Annotated in this window: 16 protein-coding genes; 8 read left to right on the top strand and 8 right to left on the bottom strand. The window is 46.1% G+C overall.

Annotation, left to right across the window (positions count from 1 at the left end; all coding sequences use genetic code 11):
• Window positions 1-104 precede the first annotated feature (104 nt).
• Window positions 105-689, bottom strand: coding sequence for a carboxypeptidase-like regulatory domain-containing protein (locus tag DB520_RS02965; RefSeq protein ID WP_114748761.1), 585 nt, complete (start codon window positions 687-689; stop codon window positions 105-107).
• A gap of 195 nt (window positions 690-884) precedes the next feature.
• On the opposite strand from DB520_RS02965, the gene DB520_RS02960 reads away from it, so the two are divergent.
• From DB520_RS02960 to pruA, 3 genes are all read left to right on the top strand, one after another.
• A complete protein-coding gene (locus tag DB520_RS02960; protein WP_114748143.1) occupies window positions 885-1,268 on the top strand; it encodes an ArsR/SmtB family transcription factor in 384 nt (127 codons plus the stop codon).
• Entirely contained in the window at window positions 1,269-1,967 is a 699-nt protein-coding gene (locus DB520_RS02955) for a YjjG family noncanonical pyrimidine nucleotidase (protein WP_114748142.1), read from the top strand.
• Window positions 1,968-2,186: 219 nt separating this feature from the next.
• Window positions 2,187-3,824 carry an L-glutamate gamma-semialdehyde dehydrogenase gene (gene pruA, locus DB520_RS02950; RefSeq protein WP_114748141.1) on the top strand — a complete coding sequence of 546 codons (1,638 nt, stop codon included), beginning with the start codon at window positions 2,187-2,189 and terminating at the stop codon, window positions 3,822-3,824.
• A gap of 249 nt (window positions 3,825-4,073) precedes the next feature.
• On the opposite strand, the gene DB520_RS02945 is transcribed toward pruA, so the two are convergent.
• From DB520_RS02945 to DB520_RS02920, 6 genes are read right to left on the bottom strand one after another with little or no spacing between them, the layout of a single operon-like run.
• Window positions 4,074-5,372 carry a nucleoside hydrolase-like domain-containing protein gene (locus DB520_RS02945; RefSeq protein ID WP_114748140.1) on the bottom strand — a complete coding sequence of 433 codons (1,299 nt, stop codon included), beginning with the start codon at window positions 5,370-5,372 and terminating at the stop codon, window positions 4,074-4,076.
• A gap of 3 nt (window positions 5,373-5,375) precedes the next feature.
• Complete coding sequence (locus tag DB520_RS02940; protein ID WP_157971911.1) at window positions 5,376-6,785, bottom strand: hypothetical protein; 1,410 nt, start codon at window positions 6,783-6,785, stop codon at window positions 5,376-5,378.
• Window positions 6,786-6,792: 7 nt separating this feature from the next.
• Window positions 6,793-8,823: an aceric acid hydrolase gene (locus tag DB520_RS02935; protein WP_114748138.1), complete on the bottom strand. Its 2,031-nt coding sequence runs from the start codon at window positions 8,821-8,823 to the stop codon at window positions 6,793-6,795.
• Between the two features lie 6 nt (window positions 8,824-8,829).
• Entirely contained in the window at window positions 8,830-11,178 is a 2,349-nt protein-coding gene (locus DB520_RS02930) for a DUF5703 domain-containing protein (protein WP_198675223.1), read from the bottom strand.
• Window positions 11,175-12,314, bottom strand: coding sequence for a glycoside hydrolase family protein (locus DB520_RS02925; protein ID WP_114748137.1), 1,140 nt, complete (start codon window positions 12,312-12,314; stop codon window positions 11,175-11,177). The genes DB520_RS02930 and DB520_RS02925 overlap by 4 nt, the downstream gene beginning before the upstream one ends.
• A complete protein-coding gene (locus tag DB520_RS02920) occupies window positions 12,311-12,982 on the bottom strand; it encodes an aspartate/glutamate racemase family protein (RefSeq protein WP_114748136.1) in 672 nt (223 codons plus the stop codon). Before DB520_RS02920 ends, DB520_RS02925 begins: the two co-directional genes overlap by 4 nt.
• Window positions 12,983-13,361: 379 nt before the next feature.
• Between DB520_RS02920 and DB520_RS02915 the strand changes: the two genes are divergently transcribed.
• The 5 genes from DB520_RS02915 (at window position 13,362) to DB520_RS02895 (ending at window position 21,693) form a co-directional block, all read left to right on the top strand.
• Window positions 13,362-14,222: a PKD domain-containing protein gene (locus tag DB520_RS02915; protein WP_157971910.1), complete on the top strand. Its 861-nt coding sequence runs from the start codon at window positions 13,362-13,364 to the stop codon at window positions 14,220-14,222.
• A 108-nt stretch (window positions 14,223-14,330) separates the two neighbouring features.
• The gene (locus DB520_RS02910; protein WP_114748134.1) at window positions 14,331-16,814 is read left to right on the top strand and encodes a glycoside hydrolase family 95 protein; all 2,484 of its coding nucleotides are present in this window, start codon (window positions 14,331-14,333) and stop codon (window positions 16,812-16,814) included.
• Entirely contained in the window at window positions 16,792-18,396 is a 1,605-nt protein-coding gene (locus DB520_RS02905; protein WP_232834810.1) for an MGH1-like glycoside hydrolase domain-containing protein, read from the top strand. Before DB520_RS02910 ends, DB520_RS02905 begins: the two co-directional genes overlap by 23 nt.
• Entirely contained in the window at window positions 18,393-21,164 is a 2,772-nt protein-coding gene (locus DB520_RS02900) for an alpha-L-rhamnosidase (protein ID WP_114748133.1), read from the top strand. Before DB520_RS02905 ends, DB520_RS02900 begins: the two co-directional genes overlap by 4 nt.
• Before the next feature lie 37 nt (window positions 21,165-21,201).
• Window positions 21,202-21,693, top strand: a complete 492-nt coding sequence (locus DB520_RS02895) for a VOC family protein (protein WP_114748132.1) — start codon at window positions 21,202-21,204, stop codon at window positions 21,691-21,693.
• A gap of 21 nt (window positions 21,694-21,714) precedes the next feature.
• Here the strand turns inward: DB520_RS02895 and DB520_RS02890 are convergent, their stop codons facing one another.
• Window positions 21,715-22,206, bottom strand: a complete 492-nt coding sequence (locus tag DB520_RS02890) for a hypothetical protein (RefSeq protein ID WP_157971908.1) — start codon at window positions 22,204-22,206, stop codon at window positions 21,715-21,717.
• Window positions 22,207-22,270: the final 64 nt, after the last annotated feature.

Genomic DNA, 22,270 nt, shown 5'->3' with positions numbered 1-22,270 from the left:
TTAGAGATAGAAGGGAAAGGCTGTATCACCAATATCGGTAGGAGAAAGGAAAAGTTTGTGCAGTGTACTAAGTTTTGCCACTGTTTTACTTTTAATTGGCAAAATCAATCCCTATCCCTACCCTTCAGATCACCCCGTTTGATGGATTGGATAAATTGCGACCAGGCAAATGGATTAAGCAAGGGCAAAGGCCTGGGGCCGTAGCGATCCATGGTCTGCATCATCTGCTGGTTGGTGAATTGGCGGAAGTTTTCGTTTCCGGAGGCGGGCATTTCCTCCGCATACCTCAACAGTAATTGAGGACTCAGGTTGCCCCTGTTTAGCGGGTTTTGCTCCTCGATATTTAATGCCAAGACAGCATTTTTAAACTCCTCCTCGGTGGGATAGGGAGTCACTTCCACCTCTGCGAGGGCATATTCGTCTTCCACCATAGTAAGGATGTAGCTGAGCTTGTCCTCGTTTATGTCATCGGGGACCTTTATAGCCTGCCTTTTAAGTCCTATAAATGAAAAAACCACCGAATCTCCTGCCACCACGGGCATAGAAAAATAACCAAAGCGGTTACTACTGGTTCCCCTCCCCATTTTGGGCACGTAAATATTCACACCCGGAACGGCCTCTGTGCTGTCTGCATTGAGGATAATCCCAGAAAGCTGTACCACTTTCCTTTCGGGATCATCTTGAGCCATGGCCTTTTTGCCTGCCAAGAGCAGAACCAGGAATGTAAGCAATAATGTCAGTATAGTTATCTTCACTAGCAAATCCTTCTTTCTAAACTAACGAAACCAACCCATATACGGTTTCAAGAGATGAAAACCCTATATTAAGGCATTTTCAAATCATTTCATTAATTTGAACTGTTTTTAATTGTTAAAGTTAATTAAATGCGGCTAAAAAACATAAGCCTTAGCTATGGAATGCGTGTGTTTAAGGCACTGTCCGAGGAACCTAGGGTAAGAATTTTGCATTTGCTGATGCAAAACGGGGAACTTTGTATCTCCGACCTGGAACATATCTTGGATTTCACACAAACCAAAACAAGTCGGCACCTGAGCTATCTCAAAAATGCCGGACTGGTAGGCAGCAAGAAAGTGGACCAATGGACGTTCTACTATATGCTGGAGGAGGCCTACGAAATTCTTCAGCAAATATTGAAGTTTATCCAAAAGGACCAGCACCTGATCAGAGACCAGGAAATCTACGAAATCCTGTACTCAAATAGGGAACTGGCCATCAATAAAATTGAAAACAACCCTTATCGCAGATAATTGAAAACGTATAGACACCTCTTTTTTGACCTGGATCATACCCTTTGGGATTATAATAAAAATGCCAGGGAGTCACTGGCTGAGCTTTTTACGGACTTTGCGCTGACAGAAAAGGGCATTGCCAGCTTCGAGTTGTTTTTTGACGCCTTTGTAGCGGTGAACTTTCAGCTTTGGGATCACTTTAACCAGGGAAAACTAGATAAAGCTTCCCTGAGGAAGGTGCGTTTCCAGCGGATATTTTCACAGGTAGGTGCAGATCCTTTGGGAATCCCTGTAGAGTTGGAACATGAATTTGTGGTTCGCACTTCCTCTAAACCCCATGTTTTTCCTGGAGCCCTTGAAATTCTCCGTTACCTCAAGGAAAATAAATACGGGTTACATATCATCACCAATGGATTTAATGAGAGCCAAACATTGAAAATCGAAGCTTCTGGCCTTTCCCCCTATTTTGACCTGGTGGTGACGGCAGAGACCACAGGATACCAGAAGCCGGACAAGCGGATATTTGAGTATGCCATCAAAACCCTTAATACCAATCCGGCCGAATGTCTGATGATTGGGGATAATCCCATATCCGACCTGCTTGGAGCGAATCGAGTGGGCATGGATGCCATATTCTTCAATCCCGAGAACCTCCCTTGTTCCCAACCCTACACCCATGCCATCAAGCAATTGAAGGAACTTGAGGGGATTTTGTAATAGAGTTGGATAGAGTTTCGGATGTTGCTCGACATTAGCTTCTAATGCTGCGAAATAGGATTCTTCATATTCTCAGTAAAGAGTTTTGCAAGTCATTTTTTCAACACCTCATCTTTACGCAATGAGTTACCGATTTTGGGATTATCTTTTTCAAAGGGTGTTTTGGTCAGGTTTTTGAACCCATTAACTTTGGAAGAAACTAACCAAAACTGATCGACCATGCTTAAAGGTTTTTTTGAAGTACCCACACCCTACAACGAACCCGTCCGTGAATATGCACCTGGAAGTCCTGAAAAGGAGTCCTTGCAACACGCAATTGCAGATGCCAGGTCCAAGGTGTTGGATATCCCCATGCATATAGGCAGTGAAGAGGTAAGGACAGAAAAGAAATTGCCCCTACACCCACCCCATGACCACCAGCACCTGCTGGGGCATTTTCATGAGGGGGATGCCTCTCATGTGGAACAGGCCATACAGGCAGCCCTTGGGGCTAAGCATGCTTGGGAAAACATGCAATGGGAACAACGTGCAGCCATATTTTTGAAAGCAGCGGACCTTCTGGCAGGACCCTACAGGGATAAGATTAATGCTGCCACCATGCTGGGGCAATCCAAAAATGCCTTTCAGGCAGAAATTGATTCCGCTTGTGAGCTGATCGATTTTCTCAGGTTCAATGTGAAATACATGACAGAGATTTATGGGCAACAGCCTCCGGAAAATTCCCCGGGTGTGTGGAACAGGGTGGAACAAAGGCCCTTGGAAGGCTTTGTTTTCGCCATTACGCCATTTAATTTTACTGCCATTGCCGGCAACCTCCCCACTGCCCCTGCCATGATGGGGAATACGGTGCTGTGGAAACCGGCCTATACCCAGATTTATTCAGCGAATGTTTTGATGGAAGTGTTTAAGGCAGCAGGGCTTCCGGATGGGGTGATCAATTTGATTTTTGTGGATGGGCCTGCTGCCGGGGAGGTGGTTTTTAGCCACCCTGATTTTGCGGGCATCCACTTTACGGGCTCCACAGGGGTTTTTCAGACCATCTGGAAAATCATTGGGGAGAATATATCCACCTATAAGACCTACCCCCGTATCGTTGGGGAAACGGGAGGGAAAGATTTTGTGATCGCCCATAAAAGCGCCGACCCCAAGGAATTGGCCACTGCACTAAGTCGGGGGGCTTTCGAGTACCAGGGTCAAAAGTGCTCCGCAGCTTCAAGAGCCTATATTCCTACTAATCTTTGGGAACATGTTAAAACCTTTTTATTGGAGGACTTGAAATCCATGAAAATGGGAGGTACGGAGGATTTTGGCAATTTTATCAATGCGGTAATCGATGAAAAAGCCTTTGACAAGATCACGGGATATATAGAAGAAGCCAAAAAAGCCGACAATGTAGAAATCCTTGCTGGAGGTACTTACGATAAGTCCAAGGGTTATTTCATTGCTCCCACTGTAATTTTGGTGAAGGATCCCATGTACAAAACCATGCAGGAAGAAATCTTTGGCCCTGTACTTACGGTGTATGTGTACCATGCAGAGCACTACGAGGAGGCCTTGGAGCTGGTGGACCAGACTAGTCCCTATGCACTGACTGGTGCGGTTTTTTCCAGGGATCGCTATGCTATTGAGTTGGCAACCCAGAAGCTGCGGCATGCGGCGGGCAATTTCTACATCAACGACAAGCCTACAGGCGCTGTGGTAGGGCAGCAGCCTTTTGGTGGTTCCCGGGCTTCCGGCACTAACGATAAGGCCGGCTCTATGATCAACTTGCTGCGCTGGGTTTCCCCCAGGACCATCAAGGAGACCTTTACTCCTCCCAGTGACTACAGGTATCCTTTCCTTGGGGATGAAAAATAAACTCAGGGATCAATTGAAAATAGATTTCTAGGATAGGATTACGGTGAAAGTTCTCGCAACGGCCGCAAAGGGTATTGAAGAAGAGAACGTAGCGAGCGTTGCGTGTGGACTCTTAGCGGTCGTGGCGTGAAAAATAATTTCTCGCAACGTTCGCAACGAATACGCAACGGCCGCAACGATGGTACTGAAGAAAAGAACGTAGCGAGCGTTGCGTGAAAAAAAGTTCCCTCTACAGGTGCTAGCACTGTGTTAATCCGCCAACCATTCCCATCTCTTGGCCCAATCCATAAGGAAATCCTCCTGGAAACGGAAAATACTTTTAGCTCCTTGATGAGCTCCCTCAAAAAGGGAGTCGTCGGGGTGGTCGCCCCACCACTGTCGTAACCCTCGATAGTCATCATCGGACGGAGCCCCCGGCCATGGATCCACAGCAACAAACTCGCCGGCTTGGCCGTCCAATACCTCTATTTCACTTTTGATGGAATAGTCCCACTCTCCTATGGCTTTAGGCACAAATCGTACGATATACTTTCCCTCCCCAGCATAATAACCTTCAAACTCCTGACCACTGATATGCAAGGTAAAACAAGGTTTTTCTTTGTCTTTGGTGGGGTCGTCAGGACCATCAAACACCCATTCTATCAGCGAAAATACGGGTATGGTATCCGATGTGCTGCTGTGCTGATGGAATATCCTCTTTGAGCTGTAGGTCAATGGGACAAAGCTTCCTCCCCAGCTCCTTCCCTCCGGATCCTCCGGGTCCCCGTTCAAGAGGTAGGCCACCGAAGGGGTGTCCCCCATTTTGATCACCCCATCATAATAATTGACAAAATCCCGGCCCATGGCTCCTTTCCCTTTAATAAAGCTATCGTAAAAGGACTTGACGTTGGTTGGCTTGTTGGATTGGTCATCCACAAACCAACCCCTATACGTCGAATTGGTTTCTATCATCCACAATTCAGGGAAATTACTCGCCACATAGTCATAGACATCCGCTCCCCATTTTTTGTTTGGTCCCGCTATCCAATATACCCGGAGTTTATCGGCAATATCAGGAGCATCATGGAGGGCCTGAGCCACATCTTCCAACCCTCCCCAAACCAATACCCAGAGAGGGCTATCGCTCTCTTTTCTCGCACAGGAAATGATCCAATCCGAACCTTCGGTAGCTGAGCTATACCCTTTTAAAGGTGCCCTCTCCGTTTCTCCTTGTTTGGTTACTTCCCTCAAGGATGACGGGGAAGGAAAATCCCCATGGGCATTAAGTTTATGATAATCCTTTTCGTACAGAGCGATGATGTCCAAAATGTCTTGTTTCCTGCCTGGCCCATAGGGAGAGGCAATTAGGCCTTCTGTTTCAAAGCAGTCCGCATACATCAGATAGTGGATCATGGACTGGAAATCATCCGGATCCGTGCCCCCTATGTCGCTGCTCACAATTACCCGTGGCTTTTTTTGTGCAGTTGATTCCACAACGACAAAGAATCCAAAGGCAAGGAAAATTAATGCTATCTTATAAGGGCTATTTGGTGCTTGTGTACTGAACATTATTTATTCAAGGATTTTAACAATGGCGACGCAGGCTTTATTTTCCGGTGTGGTGAGGCTAATCCCCTTTTGGAACCCAAACATATCACTGAGCTCTTCCTCCCATTCCAGGTCTATTACCTCTTCCTCCATCCATTCTCCATCGTCTATATCCAAAAACCGCACACTCACCTTTTTGGCAAAAAGATAAGGATCCAATTCTATGGACTGTCTTCCAACCGGAAAATATACCGCATAGGTCTTGCCCAATTCTGCCATAGCATAGGCCTCGGAATCCCCTATAAATTTTATTTCTCCATAAGGTTTAGCACGGAACACATCGAAGGAATCCAGAAACATACTCATTGCCTTGATGTTCTTTTGGGCTCTCTCGGATAACCCAATGCCCCAATACCCCTCTGACCTGTGGAACCTCACCGATGCCGCTCCACCAAACACATTTTTCCAAAACCTGTCTTCAGCTTCCTTTCCATGCCCTGCCGAGTAATTCCTGCCATCGGCAGAACCATAGATTTTTTCATTGTTCATAGGCATGATCCCCCCTGGGTCTGATTCCAGAAGTCGGCCCCATGCCAGTACGTTTTCATAGTGTTTTCTTCCCCTAGCACCCTTTGAATCCTGGTTGTTTTGGGAAATCTCCGCGAAATCATATAAGGATCTATAAGTAAGAACATGTCGCACCCCGTTGGAAGGCACAAGCTGCATGCTGGTTAAATAGATTTGCTTATCTGCGGATGCTGCCTGGTTTTTCATGGTTTCAGCCCAGTAATTTTCCCACTCGGCACCCAGGCTACTTTCATTTCCCACATTGTAAAGAATATGGTCATAGCCAAAGCTAATGGATAGCAGCTTTTCCACGTATTTATGCTGTAGGTCCAACACCGGTTGATTATTATCATACAGGGAGCCTCCGTAGAAGTCCTCCCGCTCCTTGATCAACCCAGCTTCCCAATTCACATTATTGGATGGATTTAGAGGGTGCCTGTCAAAATTGGGTCCGGAAAGATCAAACCAGTCCCATACCGTGAGCTGAACGATGATATCCCTTTGGGCAGTCTCCTCTAGAAAAAACTCTAACTGCTCCCAATAGGCCTCGTTCCATTGCTCCAAATCATACTTTCCATCTTCTAGCTGCTTAAAGGCATAAATGTCGCCCTCATCCCGGTCAGACATGGTATTTCTTACATAATTTCCCCCTAGGCTGGCTAAAAGCTCAAGGTGCTTGGTGAGTTTTTCACCCTTCCATTGCCATAAATTATCATTGTCACTCCCTCCAAAAAGGAAAATAGGAGACCCCTGGTATTGCCAATACCTGCTATTCTCTTTATAAGGCTGGATGACGGATTGCGCCAGAACGGCAAAAACGGTACAACAAAATAGGATCGTTAATGTGAAATGTTTCTTCAAGTACATGATATGCTTATTTATAAGGTAACCAAACTGCCATTTCCCCATCTCCCCGGTTTGCCCAGGCGTAGTAGGGGATTAATGAAATGGGCATTGAGGTATATTCGGTTTTTTCGTAGGGCTGGAACAAGGAGCTTTCCCAGTTCTTAGAAGGCCGGAAAAGGGCTTTACCTTTAAGAGAAAGTAGGGCTGATCCATATATATCCACCCATTCCGGGGTTAAGGCTTCTTCTAGGGAGAGGACCAAATTATCAATTTTTTCTCCTTCCGGTAGGTCTATGGATTCCACGCAGTACACAAGGGGGCCTTTTTTCACTGCCAATTGATTTTTGGTGGTTTCCACTAGGGGATTTGCTTCCATGTAATTGACAGGCATGGGCAGGGTGAGGCTGATGACATCCCCTGTTTTCCAATTCCTTTTCACCTCTAAATAGGAACCCGGGAGTTTTTCGGCATTGATTTCTTTATCATTTACCTTGATGGTTGCTCCCTTGCACCAACCTGGAATGCGTAAAAATATCCCAAATGGCTGTTCTGGAGATTCCTCAATGGTAAGGCTAACTGTTTCTTCCCAGGGGTATTGGGAGCTTTGCTTAATGGAAATGTCTTTTCCATCCCAAAGTTTGGTCGATAGTTCGTTGCTTCCGTAGAGGTTCACATATACTCCCTCTTCGGAGAGGCTATAGGCGTAATTGTTTACCTGGGCCAAGGTTCTGGCCACATTCGGGGCACAGCAGTTGGAAATTTCTATATAGGGTTCCCTTTCGTTGGGCCAGCGCAGGTTGAAGGGTAAATCCTCTTTTGCACTCAAGGGGTTGGTGTAGAAAAAAGTGCTGCCCTCGAGGGAAATTCCGGAAAGGATACTGTTGTATAGGTTAAGCTCGATGATATCGGTGTATTCGGCTTCTTTAGTTAACTGAAACATTCTCCAATTCCAAAGTACGTTGCCGATATTGGCACAGGTTTCATTGTGTGCCGTAGCATGTGGAAGTTGGTAAGGCTTACCATAGGCTTGATGTATCTTCTGTATTTCTGAAGGATCATAGGAAGTTCCATCTGGGGAAACACCATCATACAATGCCCCACAACCTCCATTTACATACATTTTCCTATACACCACATCCTTCCAAATCGACTTCAGGTTTTCCATAAGGATATCCTCCCCTGTCTCTGCATAGAGATCTGCCACTCCTGCATACAGGTAATTTGCTCTTACGGCATGTCCCATTGCCTCTGTTTGCTGCCGGAAGGGTACCCGGTCCTGATTGTCGTCCGTTCCATCTGCCGTGGTACCCCGGATATCGATCAGGTTTTGGGCAAGTTCCAGATAGTTGGAATCACCCAAGGTTCGGTACATCTCGGTTACCCCCATATAATGGGAGGGGCAAATGGCATTGCGGGCCAACTCCGGAGAGGCTTCCTTATAAAAATCATAGAGGAAATCAGCCACTCCTTTTGCAATTTGGAGGAAGGATTCTTTTCCTGTGGCTCTGTAATGTACACATGCCGCCGTCATAAGATGGCCCATATTATACTTTTCAAAACTCAACTGCTTTTGGAGCAACTCATCGCCTAATGTTCCCCACCGCTCTTCAATGATCACCGGGGTATGAAGGTAGCCGTCTCCACGTTGTGCGGCTGCAATCAGTGCTATGGCTTGGTCCATGGCCTCGTCTAGCTCCGGGTCTTTGGTGATGGCATAGAGGGAGGCCATTGCCTCGAAAACCTTGTAAAAGTCCCCATCATGAAAGGAGGGACCTTTATGTTTCCCTTTTGATTTTCCTGCCGCTATTTCAAAATTCAATACGGCATGGGTGGAGGTCTCGTGATAAAGCTCCCACATAAATGGGACAGTCCTATTGCGCACTACTTCAAACCTCTCTGCCCAGAATCCATCTGTCCATTGTACGTCTTCCAGGTTCACGCTTCTTAGTTGGGCATGGGGACTTTTTACGGTATTTGTCAACCCACGGTCTTGGGCCAAAAGGCTTAGTGGCAACCCCATACCTAGCAGCAATAGTAAATACGTTATCCTATCAGTCATTTGAGTTTAATTTGTAGCGTCCAATTGTAGTTTCTCTCTGAGGCCTTTCCCCAGAAGGTTGACCACGTTTTTTTCCCTGGAGGAGGGTGTTACCTCTAGGTGCAAAAGCTCACCACCTAACACCTCTCCTTGGATTAGGGTGTTTTGTGGCGCGTGAAGCTTAAACCTCACGTCCCATTCCTTTGGCCATGCTGGAAATAGATAAAGGGTGTCGCCCACATCCTGCAAAAGCATTTCTTGCATGCCAATCATACCACTGCCTCCCCAATTGTGGTCGGGTACCCAATCAAAGCCAGGCCCCCAAAATGCCGGAAACCTTCGTTGGGCATCTGCCATTTTCCTTAAAGTCAGGTTACGGGCATCTCTGGTGAGGCCCAACCTAGCCGCAAAAATATTGTCCTGCTTCCACCCCACATGGCTTCTGAAGGTGATGGCATCCGGGTCTTCCTGGTAAGTGTGGATGGCTGTAACCAGATCAGGTCTTCCTATCCCATAAATCCCCCAGGGGTAAACCGGGTAAAGTTGAGGGGTTTCTGTATTGTTCACCCTTTCCCAAAGCTTTGCAGGTGCCAGGGCTGTTGCACCTTTGATTTCCCTATAATTGAGGGGGGGTATCCGGCCAATGAAGCCCTCTAGATATTCCCTAAGTTCTGTATCCACAAATTGATCTGGGAGCTGAAGCATTCGCTCTGTAATGACTTTTAATCCAGATATGGTACTGTTGGCATTATAGGCCATTTTATAGGTCTCATTGGCCGTTCCAGGGTAAAGGACAAGGTGACCCTTCCCATCCAATTCCTTGATCCCCCGGGATGCCGCCCTATACTGATAATGCTGGTCAAAAAACACCAAACAACTTTTGATAAAAGGAATATATTGGCTAATGTCCTCTTCTTGGTAGTGGTAAACATCCAACATCATAAGGCAAAATTCCAAAACGGTATCCCATTGGTATTCGAGCCAGGTATTGTGCTCCAAGCCGGGGTCAAAATTCTCCGGTCTTTTCCATCCATATTCGGTAGGGTTGGGCAATCCGAAATTTTCGAGTTGTTCCGAAAATACCGCTCCTTCGTGCCCCCAATATACTTTTGATCTTAGCTCTGCGGTTTTTTGTAACCGTAGGTAATGCTGCAATTGGGGTGCTAACAGGTCAAAGTCACCTGCTTTTATCATGGGAAAATGCACCAAGCGCTGATTCATGGCAGTCATGGTCCCTCCACCCCAATTCCTGTGATCCGGGGTGAAGGTCATACTACTGTCCGTATGTACCGGATCTACAGTGAACAGGCCCCCGTTGAATTTTGTGGGAAAGTCCCCTTTGGCATTGGCCCCCAGCATAAACCTAAAAAGTTGATAATTTCTACCCAATCGCCAGACACTGTCCGAAACATACCTGCGATACGGGTCTGTAATGATATAGCTTCTGTCCCAAAACTCCTTCCACCATGCTAAAGCTTTCTCCTTTCCGGTATGCCTTTCGTAAGAAGCAGCCTCATTCCTCAGTTTTTGTTTCCATTGGGAAGCGGCGATATGTTGGTCTGTATGCAGGTGAATGGAAATATGATGATTCTCTCTTGCTTGCTCACTTTTCAATCGCCAGCCATTGAAATCGGTGTCTTCGTACACTCCGGATGACTCCCCATTTGGTAAAAACCCATCTCCTTCGATCCATCCCCCAAAAATGAGGGAGCCTATGGGGTTGTATAACTCGTCTTTTACAGCTATTAATTGTTGCAGGGCAACGGTAAGATCAAATACAGTTTCCTCTCGGTTCTGATGATAAAAGAGTACCCCGGAATCTTCAAATTGGATGCTGTCTGCATAGGTAATGACTTCCTGTGGAGGAGCCCATTTATAGGAATTGGCATTGTTTGCTGCCCCTTCTACTTTCCGGTCTTTATGTCTCCAGCTCTCGTAGGAAGCGGAAACTTCAAGAGGGATATCTGCCTTTGATTCCAAGTGGATGACGGGCTTTTCCACATCCACCCAGAGTACCATTTCCAGACCCTGAGATCCCCTGATCAGGATCTTGCCCTCCTCCAAATGAAGGATTTGCTGGAATTCATCTTCATCCGAAAGTAAATTAGGGGTTAATCCTATCCTCATTCTTCCCAGTTTGAGCAGTGTGTTGTGTTCATCAAAAGTACCGCTTCTGGAGAAGTAAAATAAAAGTTCCCCGTCCTCTACCCAAACGTTAAGCCCAATATCCCCACCTCCAAGTGGCATGGATGCGGAAGAGTTTTGGCTGTGGCTCTCCCAAGTGAGATGGTAAGCAGAGATGTCCGCTTCCTGTTGGCCAAAAAGCACAGACTGGGAAACCGCCCAAAAGGAAAATAAAAGGAGGGAAGTTTTCATTTTGTTTCTTGAGTAGTAAAAGACAATTCACTTTTTCCCAAATCCTTTGAAGTGGCAACGGCTATACCTCTCTGGTCTTGGTCGTTCACTGCACAATAGAAGTGATAAACCACTCCTTTATGCTTAAGCACGAATGATTTATGAGCAAAGCGCTCATCATAGGGTTCTGATGGGTGGATCAGGTCTTCTCCTTTCCATTCTTTCCAGTTCAGCAGGTCATTAGAGACCGCAAATCGGTTGAATGCCTGGGCATCCTCCCTATCCGGCCAGAAAGCCCCGAAGTAAAACATCACGTACCAATCCTCGATTTGCTGTATGACAGCATCCCCCGAAATACCTTTGTGATGGTTGATCAAAGGTTCCTCCTGGTAGCGTTGCCATTCTATCATGTTATCCGATACCGCCAGACCGATCCTTTCAGCCCCTCGCTTTGGATTGATGCTGTCTCCACGGGCATTATAGTACATCACAAAGGGATATCCCAACAACTCCTCCTTATCCCAAATTATGGAGCTTTTATACATTACGTCGTTTTCCCACCAATTGGCATCCTCATCGGTGGACATCAAAATTGGTTCGTCCAGCCTATTCCATTCATGCACCTCGATGGGGGACTTTTCGGTATGGGCAAGACCAATAGAAAGCAAGCCCGCCTCATAGCCTTGGGTATCCCCTCCTATATAACTCATCCAATATTTTCCTTCATAGGGTTGCCACTTATAATCCCCCTCCCACGCAAATTCTTGCAAGGCGGTATAACCTGCCTTTTGGTTGACATCCCAATCTGTGGTGTCAGAAAAAGACATTAGGCGGCCCTTAGTTTCCCATTTTAGGAGATCAGGACTCTCTGCCAGCCAGGTTTCATAGCCTCTACCTCCATAAATGATGTATACCATATACCAGGAATCCCCATCCTTGAATATGCTTGGGCAGTCCAATTTCAGATCATCGCTGGGAGGAACCATGACAAGGCCATACTTATACGGTGTTTTTACCTCCTCGTAAATTTCCTGAAGCACCTCTTCCGTGACTTGCTTATTTAGGGCATTTTTGTCAGGGCTAGAACAGGAATACAGTCCTGACAGCAATAGGAACGTCAATAAAAGCGAACTAATTAATTGACTATTTGCTCTCATGAACATAGTTTAAGAAGATGCTTAACCGCAAGTGTGGGACTGCTGATAATGGGGATTTTCCTTTCCGAATCACTTAAATGATCCACCACCCTAGCCATAGAGGCCTGGGCTAAAATGATCACATCCACCTCCTCTTGTAGTTCCATCAAGGCATTCCTTATCGCCTTATCATGCGCCTCTTGGTTTCCTGACATGAGGTGTTCGAAAGCACCATCACAAAGACGGTTTTCAATTTCAATTTCTCTTTCTAACTGAAGGGACCTTCGCTTTAACAGATCACTGGTGGGTCCTAGCGTGGTAGTGAGGGTGGCGATTACACCAATCCTCTTACCCATCTTGATGGCTTCGTCCACCATAGGTTGATCTACTCGGAGCACGGGAACGTCCATTAGTCCCGCTGCCATCTCAACAGCGGGTCCGATGGAGCTACAGGTCACCATAATCAGGTCCGCCCCCGCAGCTTGTGCTGCGGCTACTTGATTGACTACCCTGCGGCTTATGGCCGGGGTGAGGCCATCTTCTTGAATGACTTCCTTGATGAGACTATCATCCACCATGTTGAAGTAACTGACCTCGCTGTTCTTGAAATGCTCCTTAAAAAGTTGTTGAAATCCAGGGACTAATGTAGCCGAGGTGTGTACAAATCCGATTTTCTTATTTTGGTTCATATGATTGTAATTTTCTTTCCGTAGGCCATAATTTGCGCTGCACCGCAGGGTGGACACCCCATAATAATTATCCCTCAGGGTGTTGATTTCGTCATGCCCTGACTGCCGTCAGGACAGGCTCGGTTTCATGGGTTGGGGTTTGGATGCAGGTATGTAAAAAGGAAATAAGACGGGCATGGCCCGTCCCATTTCAAAACCTAATTTAACCTAATTTTAAACCTATGCCTAAAATTAAGCTCACAGATTAAAGATACTGTCCTGATCTTACCTGCCAGGCAGGAAGGTACAGGTAAGTGCCTGTTAGTAAAGGAAAGTTAATTCTATAGGCAGCGTTAATTTGTGTTCTGATCCAAAAGTGAATAACCAAAAAAACATCAAAATGAATAGAAATTTAATAGCAACATTGTGTTTCTCAACCTTGATGGGCATTTCTGCTCTATTTCTCACTGGTTGTCAGGATGACGAAACAGGGCCGGCATCATCGGCAGATTTTAGCTTTGAGCCCGATGAGGAAAATCCCATGCTCATCCATTTTACGAATACTTCCCAAAACTACCATTCATCGTATTGGCAATTTGGGGATGGATCGGATCATTCCACGGAGGACTCCCCTTCCCATACCTTTCCGGGAGCTGGTACCTATACGATTGTTCTGGCCATTCAAGGAGAAGGAACCGGACAAGAGATCCGTAGGGAAATACGTGTGATTGACCCCAGCCTGGCAGGAGAAAGAATTGAAGACAATGGTTTTCAGGATGAAAGTGCTTGGACGGTTTATAATGGTGGGGATGATTTGCTCACTGGACATGATTTCACGGAAGAAGGACTCGTTTTGTCCAATGGAGAGGACGACGTGGAAACCAATGTGGTCATCTGGCAGGCATTTGAAGTGGAAGGCGGTAAAGAATATGTTTTCTCTGCTGAAGTTTCAGGTGGAGGAATGCATCAGTCCTGGCTGGAATTTCATTTAAGCGACCAAGAACCGGAAGATGGAGATGATTATGGTGCCAATAATTTATACGCAATAAATACATGGGCAGGATGCGGAGAGGACCCCTATTCCGGTAATATTGTAGAAATTGGTTGCGACGGAGGTGGAGAAAATGATGGTACCATCACCTTCGAAACAGGTGGAACACACTATGTCGTGATAAAGGCCGGTAGTTGGCAGGGGAATTTAGGCCCGGATGGAATCACCATCTCTGAAATGAGCCTTATGCCTGCAGACGAACTTGATTAATAGCTATAATTGATTTAGCCACGGCACTGTTTTTGGGAATACTGAAAGTAGTGTTGTGGTTTTATTTTATTCTATTACCAAAATATACTAATACCAGAACCTCCAAAAATGTCCATGAAACTATTTTCCTTTCTTTTGGCAAGTATCACGACCCTGGTACTTTTCTGGACTACTGCCGCGGCTCAGCAAGAAGAGCCTCTCCTAAAATTGTGGTATGATAAACCAGCAGCAATTTGGAACGAAGCTTTGCCCATAGGCAACGGTAGGTTGGGTGCTATGGTATTTGGCGTACCTGCTTTGGAACGTCTTCAACTCAACGAGGAAACCCTTTGGGCAGGCTCTCCCAACAACAATGCACATGACACAGCTTTGGAGGCATTGCCAGAGGTAAGAAGATTGATTTTTGAGGGAAAATACCTTGAGGCACAAACTCTTGCCACGGAAAGAATAATGTCCCAAACCAACCATGGTATGCCCTACCAAACTTTTGGAGATCTTTTTATTTCTTTTCCTGAGCATATTCAATACACTAATTATCAACGGGAGCTGGATATCTCCAATGCCACTACATCGGTGAGCTATGAGTCAAACGGGGTGAAATTTAAAAGGGAGATGATTACGGCCTTTGAAGACCAGGTGTTGCTTATAAAAATTACCGCAAGCGAGCCAGGTAAAATCAATTGCAATGTGCAACTCAACAGCCCCCATGATAACGCCGATCCCTTTACCGAGGAGGAGCAATTGATGCTGGCTGGGGTATCTAGTATGCATGAGGGTCAACCCGGCAGGGTAAAATTCTTGGGCAGGGTAAAAGCCAAGACCAAAGGGGGAAAAGTAGAAGTCAAGGATGGATTGATCAATATTCAAGAAGCGGATGAAGCCATCCTATTTGTGTCCTTGGCCACCAACTTTAAAAATTATAAGGACATCAGTGGAGACGAAATGGCCAAAAGCGCAGAATATCTGGAAAAGGCTTATCCCAAATCCTTTGAAGAAATAAAGAATGCACATATTGATCACTTCCAGAAGTACATGGGTAGAGTGAAGCTGGACCTAGGGACTACAGCGGCCATGGATCTTCCCACAGATGAGAGGGTCAAAAAATTCGGAGACCATTTTGACCCTCAACTTGCGGCATTGTATTTTCAATTTGGCAGATACCTATTAATCAGTAGCTCACAACCAGGCGGACAACCTGCCAACCTACAGGGAATCTGGAACGATAGGTTGTTCCCCTCCTGGGATAGCAAATATACAGTCAATATCAATGCGGAAATGAATTACTGGCCGGCCGAAACCACCAATCTATCTGAAATGCACGAACCCTTTTTGCAACTTATTCGTGAAGTAAGTGAAACTGGAAAGGAGACCGCCAGAAAGATGTACGACGCGGATGGGTGGGTCTTGCACCACAACACGGACATTTGGAGAATTACCGGGCCTGTAGACAAGGCCCCTTCGGGCATGTGGCCGGCCGCTGCTGCCTGGCTATGCCAACATTTATGGGAAAGGTTCTTATTTACCGGGGATGGGGAGTTTCTCGAAGAGGCATACCCCATCATGAAAAGTGCTGCCGAATTTTTTCTTGATTTTATGATAGAAGAACCAGAAAACAACTGGCTGGTGGTGACCCCTTCCAACTCCCCGGAAAACACCCATGCTGGCAGCGACGGAAAAGCCACCACTGCCGCAGGTGTTACTATTGATAACCAACTGGTTTTTGATCTTTTCAGTAACTTAATACGTGCCAGTCGCTACTTGGACCAAGACCAGGATTTTGCCGCCACCTTGGCACAGACGAAGGAAAGGATGCCTCCTATGCAAATAGGAAGGCTAGGCCAGTTACAGGAATGGATGCATGATTGGGACGAGCCGGATGATAAGCACAGGCACGTGTCCCATCTATATGGGGCAGCACCAAGCAATCAAATTTCTCCCATTCGTACACCGGAGCTTTTTGATGCAGCAAGAACCTCACTGAAATTCCGGGGCGACCCATCTACGGGTTGGTCCATGGGATGGAAGGTAAACCTTTGGGCCAGGTTCCTTGATGGGGATCATGCCTATAAGCTTTTGAACGACCAACTTACTCTGGTAACCCCCGATAAACGTGGAGGAGGGACCTACCCTAACCTATTGGACGCTCATCCCCCCTTTCAGATAGACGGGAATTTTGGGTGTACAGCGGGTATAGCAGAGATGTTAGTGCAGAGCCATGATGGTGCCGTGCACCTATTGCCTGCCCTGCCAACTGTATGGGAAGATGGAAAGGTGGAAGGGCTCTTGGCCAGAGGGGGTTTTGAAATTGAATCTATATCATGGAAGGATAATAAGATCGAAAAAGCAGTGATACGCTCTAGGATTGGCGGTAATCTTAGGCTTAGATCGCAGGAAAGGTTAAGAGCCGGAAAAGGAATATCCATGAAAAGGGCAAGAAGGGAAAACGAAAACCCTCTTTTTGAAATAATGCCCATCCAGACCCCTATTATCTCTCCAGAGGCTAAACTAAATGAAGTCGAATTGCCACGCTTCTATGAGTACGATATTTCCACCCAGGCTGGAGAAACCTATGAGTTTTTCGCTAGACCCTAACCCGGAAAAAATAACCATGCATATTAACAGAATAAAAAAAACAGCTTCTTACATCCTTTCCTTCATCCTTATGTTGGCGGGGATGGTGGGTTGCAAGGAAAGGCCCGAAAAGTCAGGTTCCACTATCCTGAACAAAGAGGATTTCAGGCATTATGTAGAGTACTTCAATGCCATGGAAGATGAAAATATCGCACAGGCGATTCCCAACGAAGAGTCCTGGGAATGGATGCAACAAAACATCCCCCTATTTGAGGCACCCCAAAAGAATTTTGAGGAGATTTTTTACTACCGCTGGTGGACACTACGAAAGCATATTAAAGAAACCCCAGTGGGATATGCCATGACGGAATTTTTGGTGGATAGGCCCTACGCAGACAAGTATAACCTTATTAGTTGTGCTTTGGGGCACCATATTTACGAATCCCGTTGGCTACACGACCCTCAATACCTGGAGGAATATGTACATGTATGGTTCAGGGGAAATGAGGGTGAGCCTATGGATAAATTACGGGCATTCAGCAGTTGGACGGCCAATGCTTTGTGGAACAAGTACATGGTGGATGGCAATAGGGATTATTTGCTGGACATGTATCCTGACCTTACCCAAGAATACCAAGCATGGGAGGAGGACAGAAGGCTACCCTCAGGGCTCTTTTGGCAACATGATGTCAAAGATGGTATGGAAGAGTCCATAAGCGGAGGCAGAAGGGAGCAAAACGCAAGGCCTACCATAAATAGTTATATGTTCGGGAATGCAGAGGCTCTTGCAAAAATGGCCGCTCTAAAGGACCGGGAAGAGGAAGTGAACTATTATGAGGCTAAGGCAGATACGATAAAAAGGCTCGTTCAGGATAATTTATGGAACCCTGAATCCTCCTTTTTTGAGACTTTATTGGAGGATGGCTCTTTTGCTTTGGCTAGGGAAGCCATTGGATTTATCCCTTGGTATTTTAATCTTCCTGATCAAGGGTATGAGGAAGCCTGGTCCCAAGTAATGGATGAGGAGGGTTTTTTTGCCCCTTTTGGGTTGACTACAGCTGAATGTAGGCATCCGGACTTCCGCACCCATGGTTGTTGTTCCTGCGAGTGGGATGGTGCTATATGGCCTTTCGCCACCTCACAGACCATGACTGCCATGGCCAACCTGATGAATGACTATGAACAAAGCCATGTGGACAGGTCCGATTATTTCACCCTTTTGGAAAAATACGTGGAATCCCAATACTATAGAGGAAGGCCTTATATAGGCGAGTACCTGGATGAAACCACTGGATTTTGGCTAAAAGGAGATCAGGAGAGAAGCAGGTATTACAACCATTCAACCTTTAATGACCTTATCATTACAGGCTTGGTGGGGCTTAGGCCAAGTGCCGATGAGCAGGTGGAGGTGAATCCCCTGATTCCTCAGGAGAAATGGGATTGGTTTTGTCTGGATAATGTCAAGTACCAAGGAAAGTACCTCACCATAATTTGGGATAAAACAGGCGAAAAATATAAAAATGGAGAGGGGTTCACCCTAATGGTGGACGGAGAGCCTGTTGCTCACTCCCCTAACTTAGAAAAAATCTCAGCTACCCTATGATACTTTCAAGGATCCATTGTGGTGCTTTTTTTCTTAGTTTATTGTTGCTCACCTTGTTGCTCACCAATTTGTTTGCAAAGGAGGGACCTACCCACCTGAGGGTGGCTTACCTAGAAAACCCGGAAGGGATTGATGAGCAAAATCCCCTCTTAGGTTGGAAATTGCAGCAGGCTGGACCCGAAATTACTCAGGAGGCGTATAGAATTATTGCCTCCAGTTCTCCCGAAAAGCTTGCAGCAAATGAGGGCGACTTATGGGATACCGGAAAAAGGGAAAGCGGCCAGAGTCAGCAGGTTCCTTACGAGGGAGAACTATTGAACAGCAGGCAGGAAGTGTATTGGAAGGTGAAAGTATGGACAGAAGATGGGGAATTGGACTGGAGTGAACCGGCCTTTTGGAGTATGGGTATCCTTAACTATGCCGAATGGAAGTCCACCCGGTGGATTGGCAAAGATCAATCCTTCGATTGGGAAGAGGAAGGGCAATTTTCCAGACTTGCCGCCAGGTACCTAAGAACAGAATTTGAATTAGATCAGCCCATTAAAAAGGCCAAGGTACATATCATTGGTTTGGGGCTGTATGAGTTATTTTTCAATGGCGAAAGAGTGGGTGACCATGTGCTTGCCCCCTTGCCCACAGATTATCACCAAGGGGTCAAAATCAATGTATTTGATGTGACCGATAGGATAAAGGAGGGGGTAAATGCAATTGGTACCATTTTAGGCAATGGACGGTATTATACCATGCGGCAAGATTACAAACCTTACAAAATCAAAACTTTTGGGTACCCTAAGATGGCCATGCAATTGCATATAGAATTGGAAGACGGAACTAAGGAAGTGATACGGACTGACGAAAGTTGGAAACTTACCGCTGAAGGCCCAATCCTCACCAACAATGAATACGATGGTGAGGAGTACGATGCCAGAAAGGAAATGCCAGGATGGAACGATGTGGGATTTGAGGATAGCGACTGGCTTCAGGCATCTTATGTGCAGGAGCCTGAAGGGTTTTTTGAGGCACAAATGACCCCTCCCATGAGGGTGGTGGAAGAATTGGATCCTGTAGGCATTAGTCTATTGGAGTCCGGCAAGTATGTTTTGGATATGGGACAAAATATGGTAGGCTGGGTGCAAATAAGGGTAAAAGGGAATGCAGGTGACACGGTACAATTGCGGTTTGCGGAATCGTTGAACGAAGACGGCAGCATCTTTACCGAAAATCTACGCGATGCTCAAGTGACGGACAAGTATATCCTTAAAGGGGATGAATTGGAAACCTGGGAACCCCGATTCGTCTATCACGGGTTTCGCTATGTGGAAATCACGGGATATCCCCATGAACCGATCCTTACTGATTTCAAGGGTAAGGTGGTGAATGATGATTTACCTACTGTAGGTACTTTCGAATCATCGGATACGACGTTGAACCGTATTTTCGAAAATGCCTTTTGGGGTATAAGGGGTAACTATAAAGGGATGCCTGTGGACTGTCCCCAACGCAACGAGAGACAACCTTGGTTAGGGGATAGGACCGTTGGCGCATATGGGGAGAGTTTCTTATTTGGACATGCCCCACTCTACAAAAAGTGGATGGATGATATTCAGCAGTCCCAGACCCAGGATGGTGGTATTCCTGACGTTGCCCCGGCCTTTTGGCGATACTACGGGGACAATGTGACCTGGCCTGGCACCTATCTGTTCGTAGCCGATATGCTGCACCGGCAATTTGCCGATTCCAGTGTTGTGACCAAGCATTATCCCCATATGAAAAAATGGATGGATTATATGGCCTCCAACTATATGAAAGAGGGTTTGATGACCCGTGATAAGTACGGAGATTGGTGTGTGCCTCCGGAGTCAAAGGAGCTTATCCATTCCAGGGATCCCAGCCGGCAAACGGATGGAGTGCTAATTGCTTCTGCCTATTATTATTACCTTTTGGGCTTAATGCAGAAATTTGCAAAAGTTTCCGGGAATACTCAGGATATTTCCACCTACCAAGAAACAGCGTCAACCCTAAAAGACCATTTTGTCTCCGCCTTTTGGAATTCGGAGGAAAGCCATTTTAGTAATGGCACCGTAACCGCCAACATATTGCCCTTGGCTTTTGGGTTGGTGAAGGGTAAGGATGCAGAGCGGGTGTTGGATCATGTGGTTTATGCCATCGAAGAAGTAAACCACGGCCATATCAGTACAGGGGTGATCGGTACCCAGTGGCTGATGCGTACCCTTACCCGTTCTGGATATGGGGACCTGGCTTTAAAGTTGGCCATGAACACTACTTATCCAAGCTGGGGCTATATGGTGAAGCAGGGCGCCACCACCATTTGGGAGCTTTGGAATGGGGACACCGCTAATCCCGGTATGAATTCCCAAAATCACGTCATGTTGCTGGGTGATTTATTGGTATGGTATTTTGAGGATTTGGCGGGCATCAAAAGTGACCCCAACCTGCCTGGCTTTAAGAGGATCCTAATGCGCCCTTCTTTTCCAGAAAAATTGGATCATGTGAATGCTTCCTTTACCTCTCCTTATGGACAAATTAGAAGCTATTGGAAACGGAATGAGGGAGGAGAACTCGAATGGGAAATCCACATTCCTGCCAATACTACTGCTAAAGTTTACCTTCCCACCACCAATCCCCAAACAGTCAAGCTAAATGGAAAACCATTGAATGAGGCAAGAAGGGACTTTGCAATTGAACAGGAAGAACAGCGAATTGAACTTTTGGTGGGGCCAGGGAAGTTTGAACTAGAGTTGGATTGAAAAATCATGCTAGTTGATAACTTATAAAGGAAATTAGATGGAAGAATATAGGATTCCAGCACAGACCCGGATAGGTCATGTTCACCTGAAGGTTTCCGATTTAGGGCGGGCATTGGATTTTTATTGTGGCCTTTTGGGTTTTGAGTTGATCACTACCTATGGGGACCAAGCGGCCTTTATTTCGGCAGGGGGATATCACCACCATATAGGCTTAAACACCTGGCAAAGCAAAGGTGCCCCAAAGGCAGAAAAAAAGGGAGTGGGCCTTTTCCACACTGCCATTCTATTACCTACCCGAAAAGAACTTGCATTTCTCTTTAACCGGTTGAACCAGCAATCCTACCCCTTTACCGGAGCGGCAGACCATGGGGTGTCGGAAGCTCTCTACCTGGACGACCCGGATGGAAATGGTATCGAACTCTATTGGGACAGGCCCAAGGAGGAGTGGCCGAGAAAAGAAGATGGTTCTATAGACATGTACACCAGGCGGTTGGATCTGGAAGGGCTATTAAGGGAGCTGAGGATTTGATTCTTAAATTGCCTTTATCCCCTAGTGGCTTCTGATCAACATAGATACCGGGCGTGTAGGTCTTGTGGGTCCGGTTGGCCGCCCCCCTCTTGGAAAAAAATCGATTTCCAATTCCCCCTCCCTCATCATGGCCCCAAATTCATCCCCACCTATCCTTAGGATATATAGTGGCCTTTCGTCCAAGGTTTCCTGAGCTTCCCATTCAAAAGTGAAAGTACCCCTTGGCAAACCAATATAATCCGTCAAATTACTGTTGACGATTAGAGTTCCATTTCTTCGAAATTCATAGCTAATTCTATGGCAACTATAATCTTCATCCGGAATATTGGTTCCTTGCCCGTAAGTAATTCCCTGAATCAAAATCCATCTGCCATAAATTTTGGGGAGGTTTTTATTCACTTTTCGAACTGGACACTTTAAGTCGTAGTCATTGTCTATCATACAGGCATTCAACAAACCTGAAAGTGCCAGAAATAGCCAAAGCGTTTTTCCATAATGATATAGGAGTGCCATTAGTATCTGGTTGTTTTTATTCTTGACGAAGTATTTGGCACTTTTGCTACAATCCAAAAAAATT

This window comes from Pleomorphovibrio marinus (genome assembly GCF_003347495.1).
Taxonomy (GTDB): domain Bacteria; phylum Bacteroidota; class Bacteroidia; order Cytophagales; family Cyclobacteriaceae; genus Pleomorphovibrio; species Pleomorphovibrio marinus.
The sequence above is the reverse complement of the archived record's forward strand: the minus strand, read 5'-3'. Positions and strand labels throughout refer to the sequence as shown.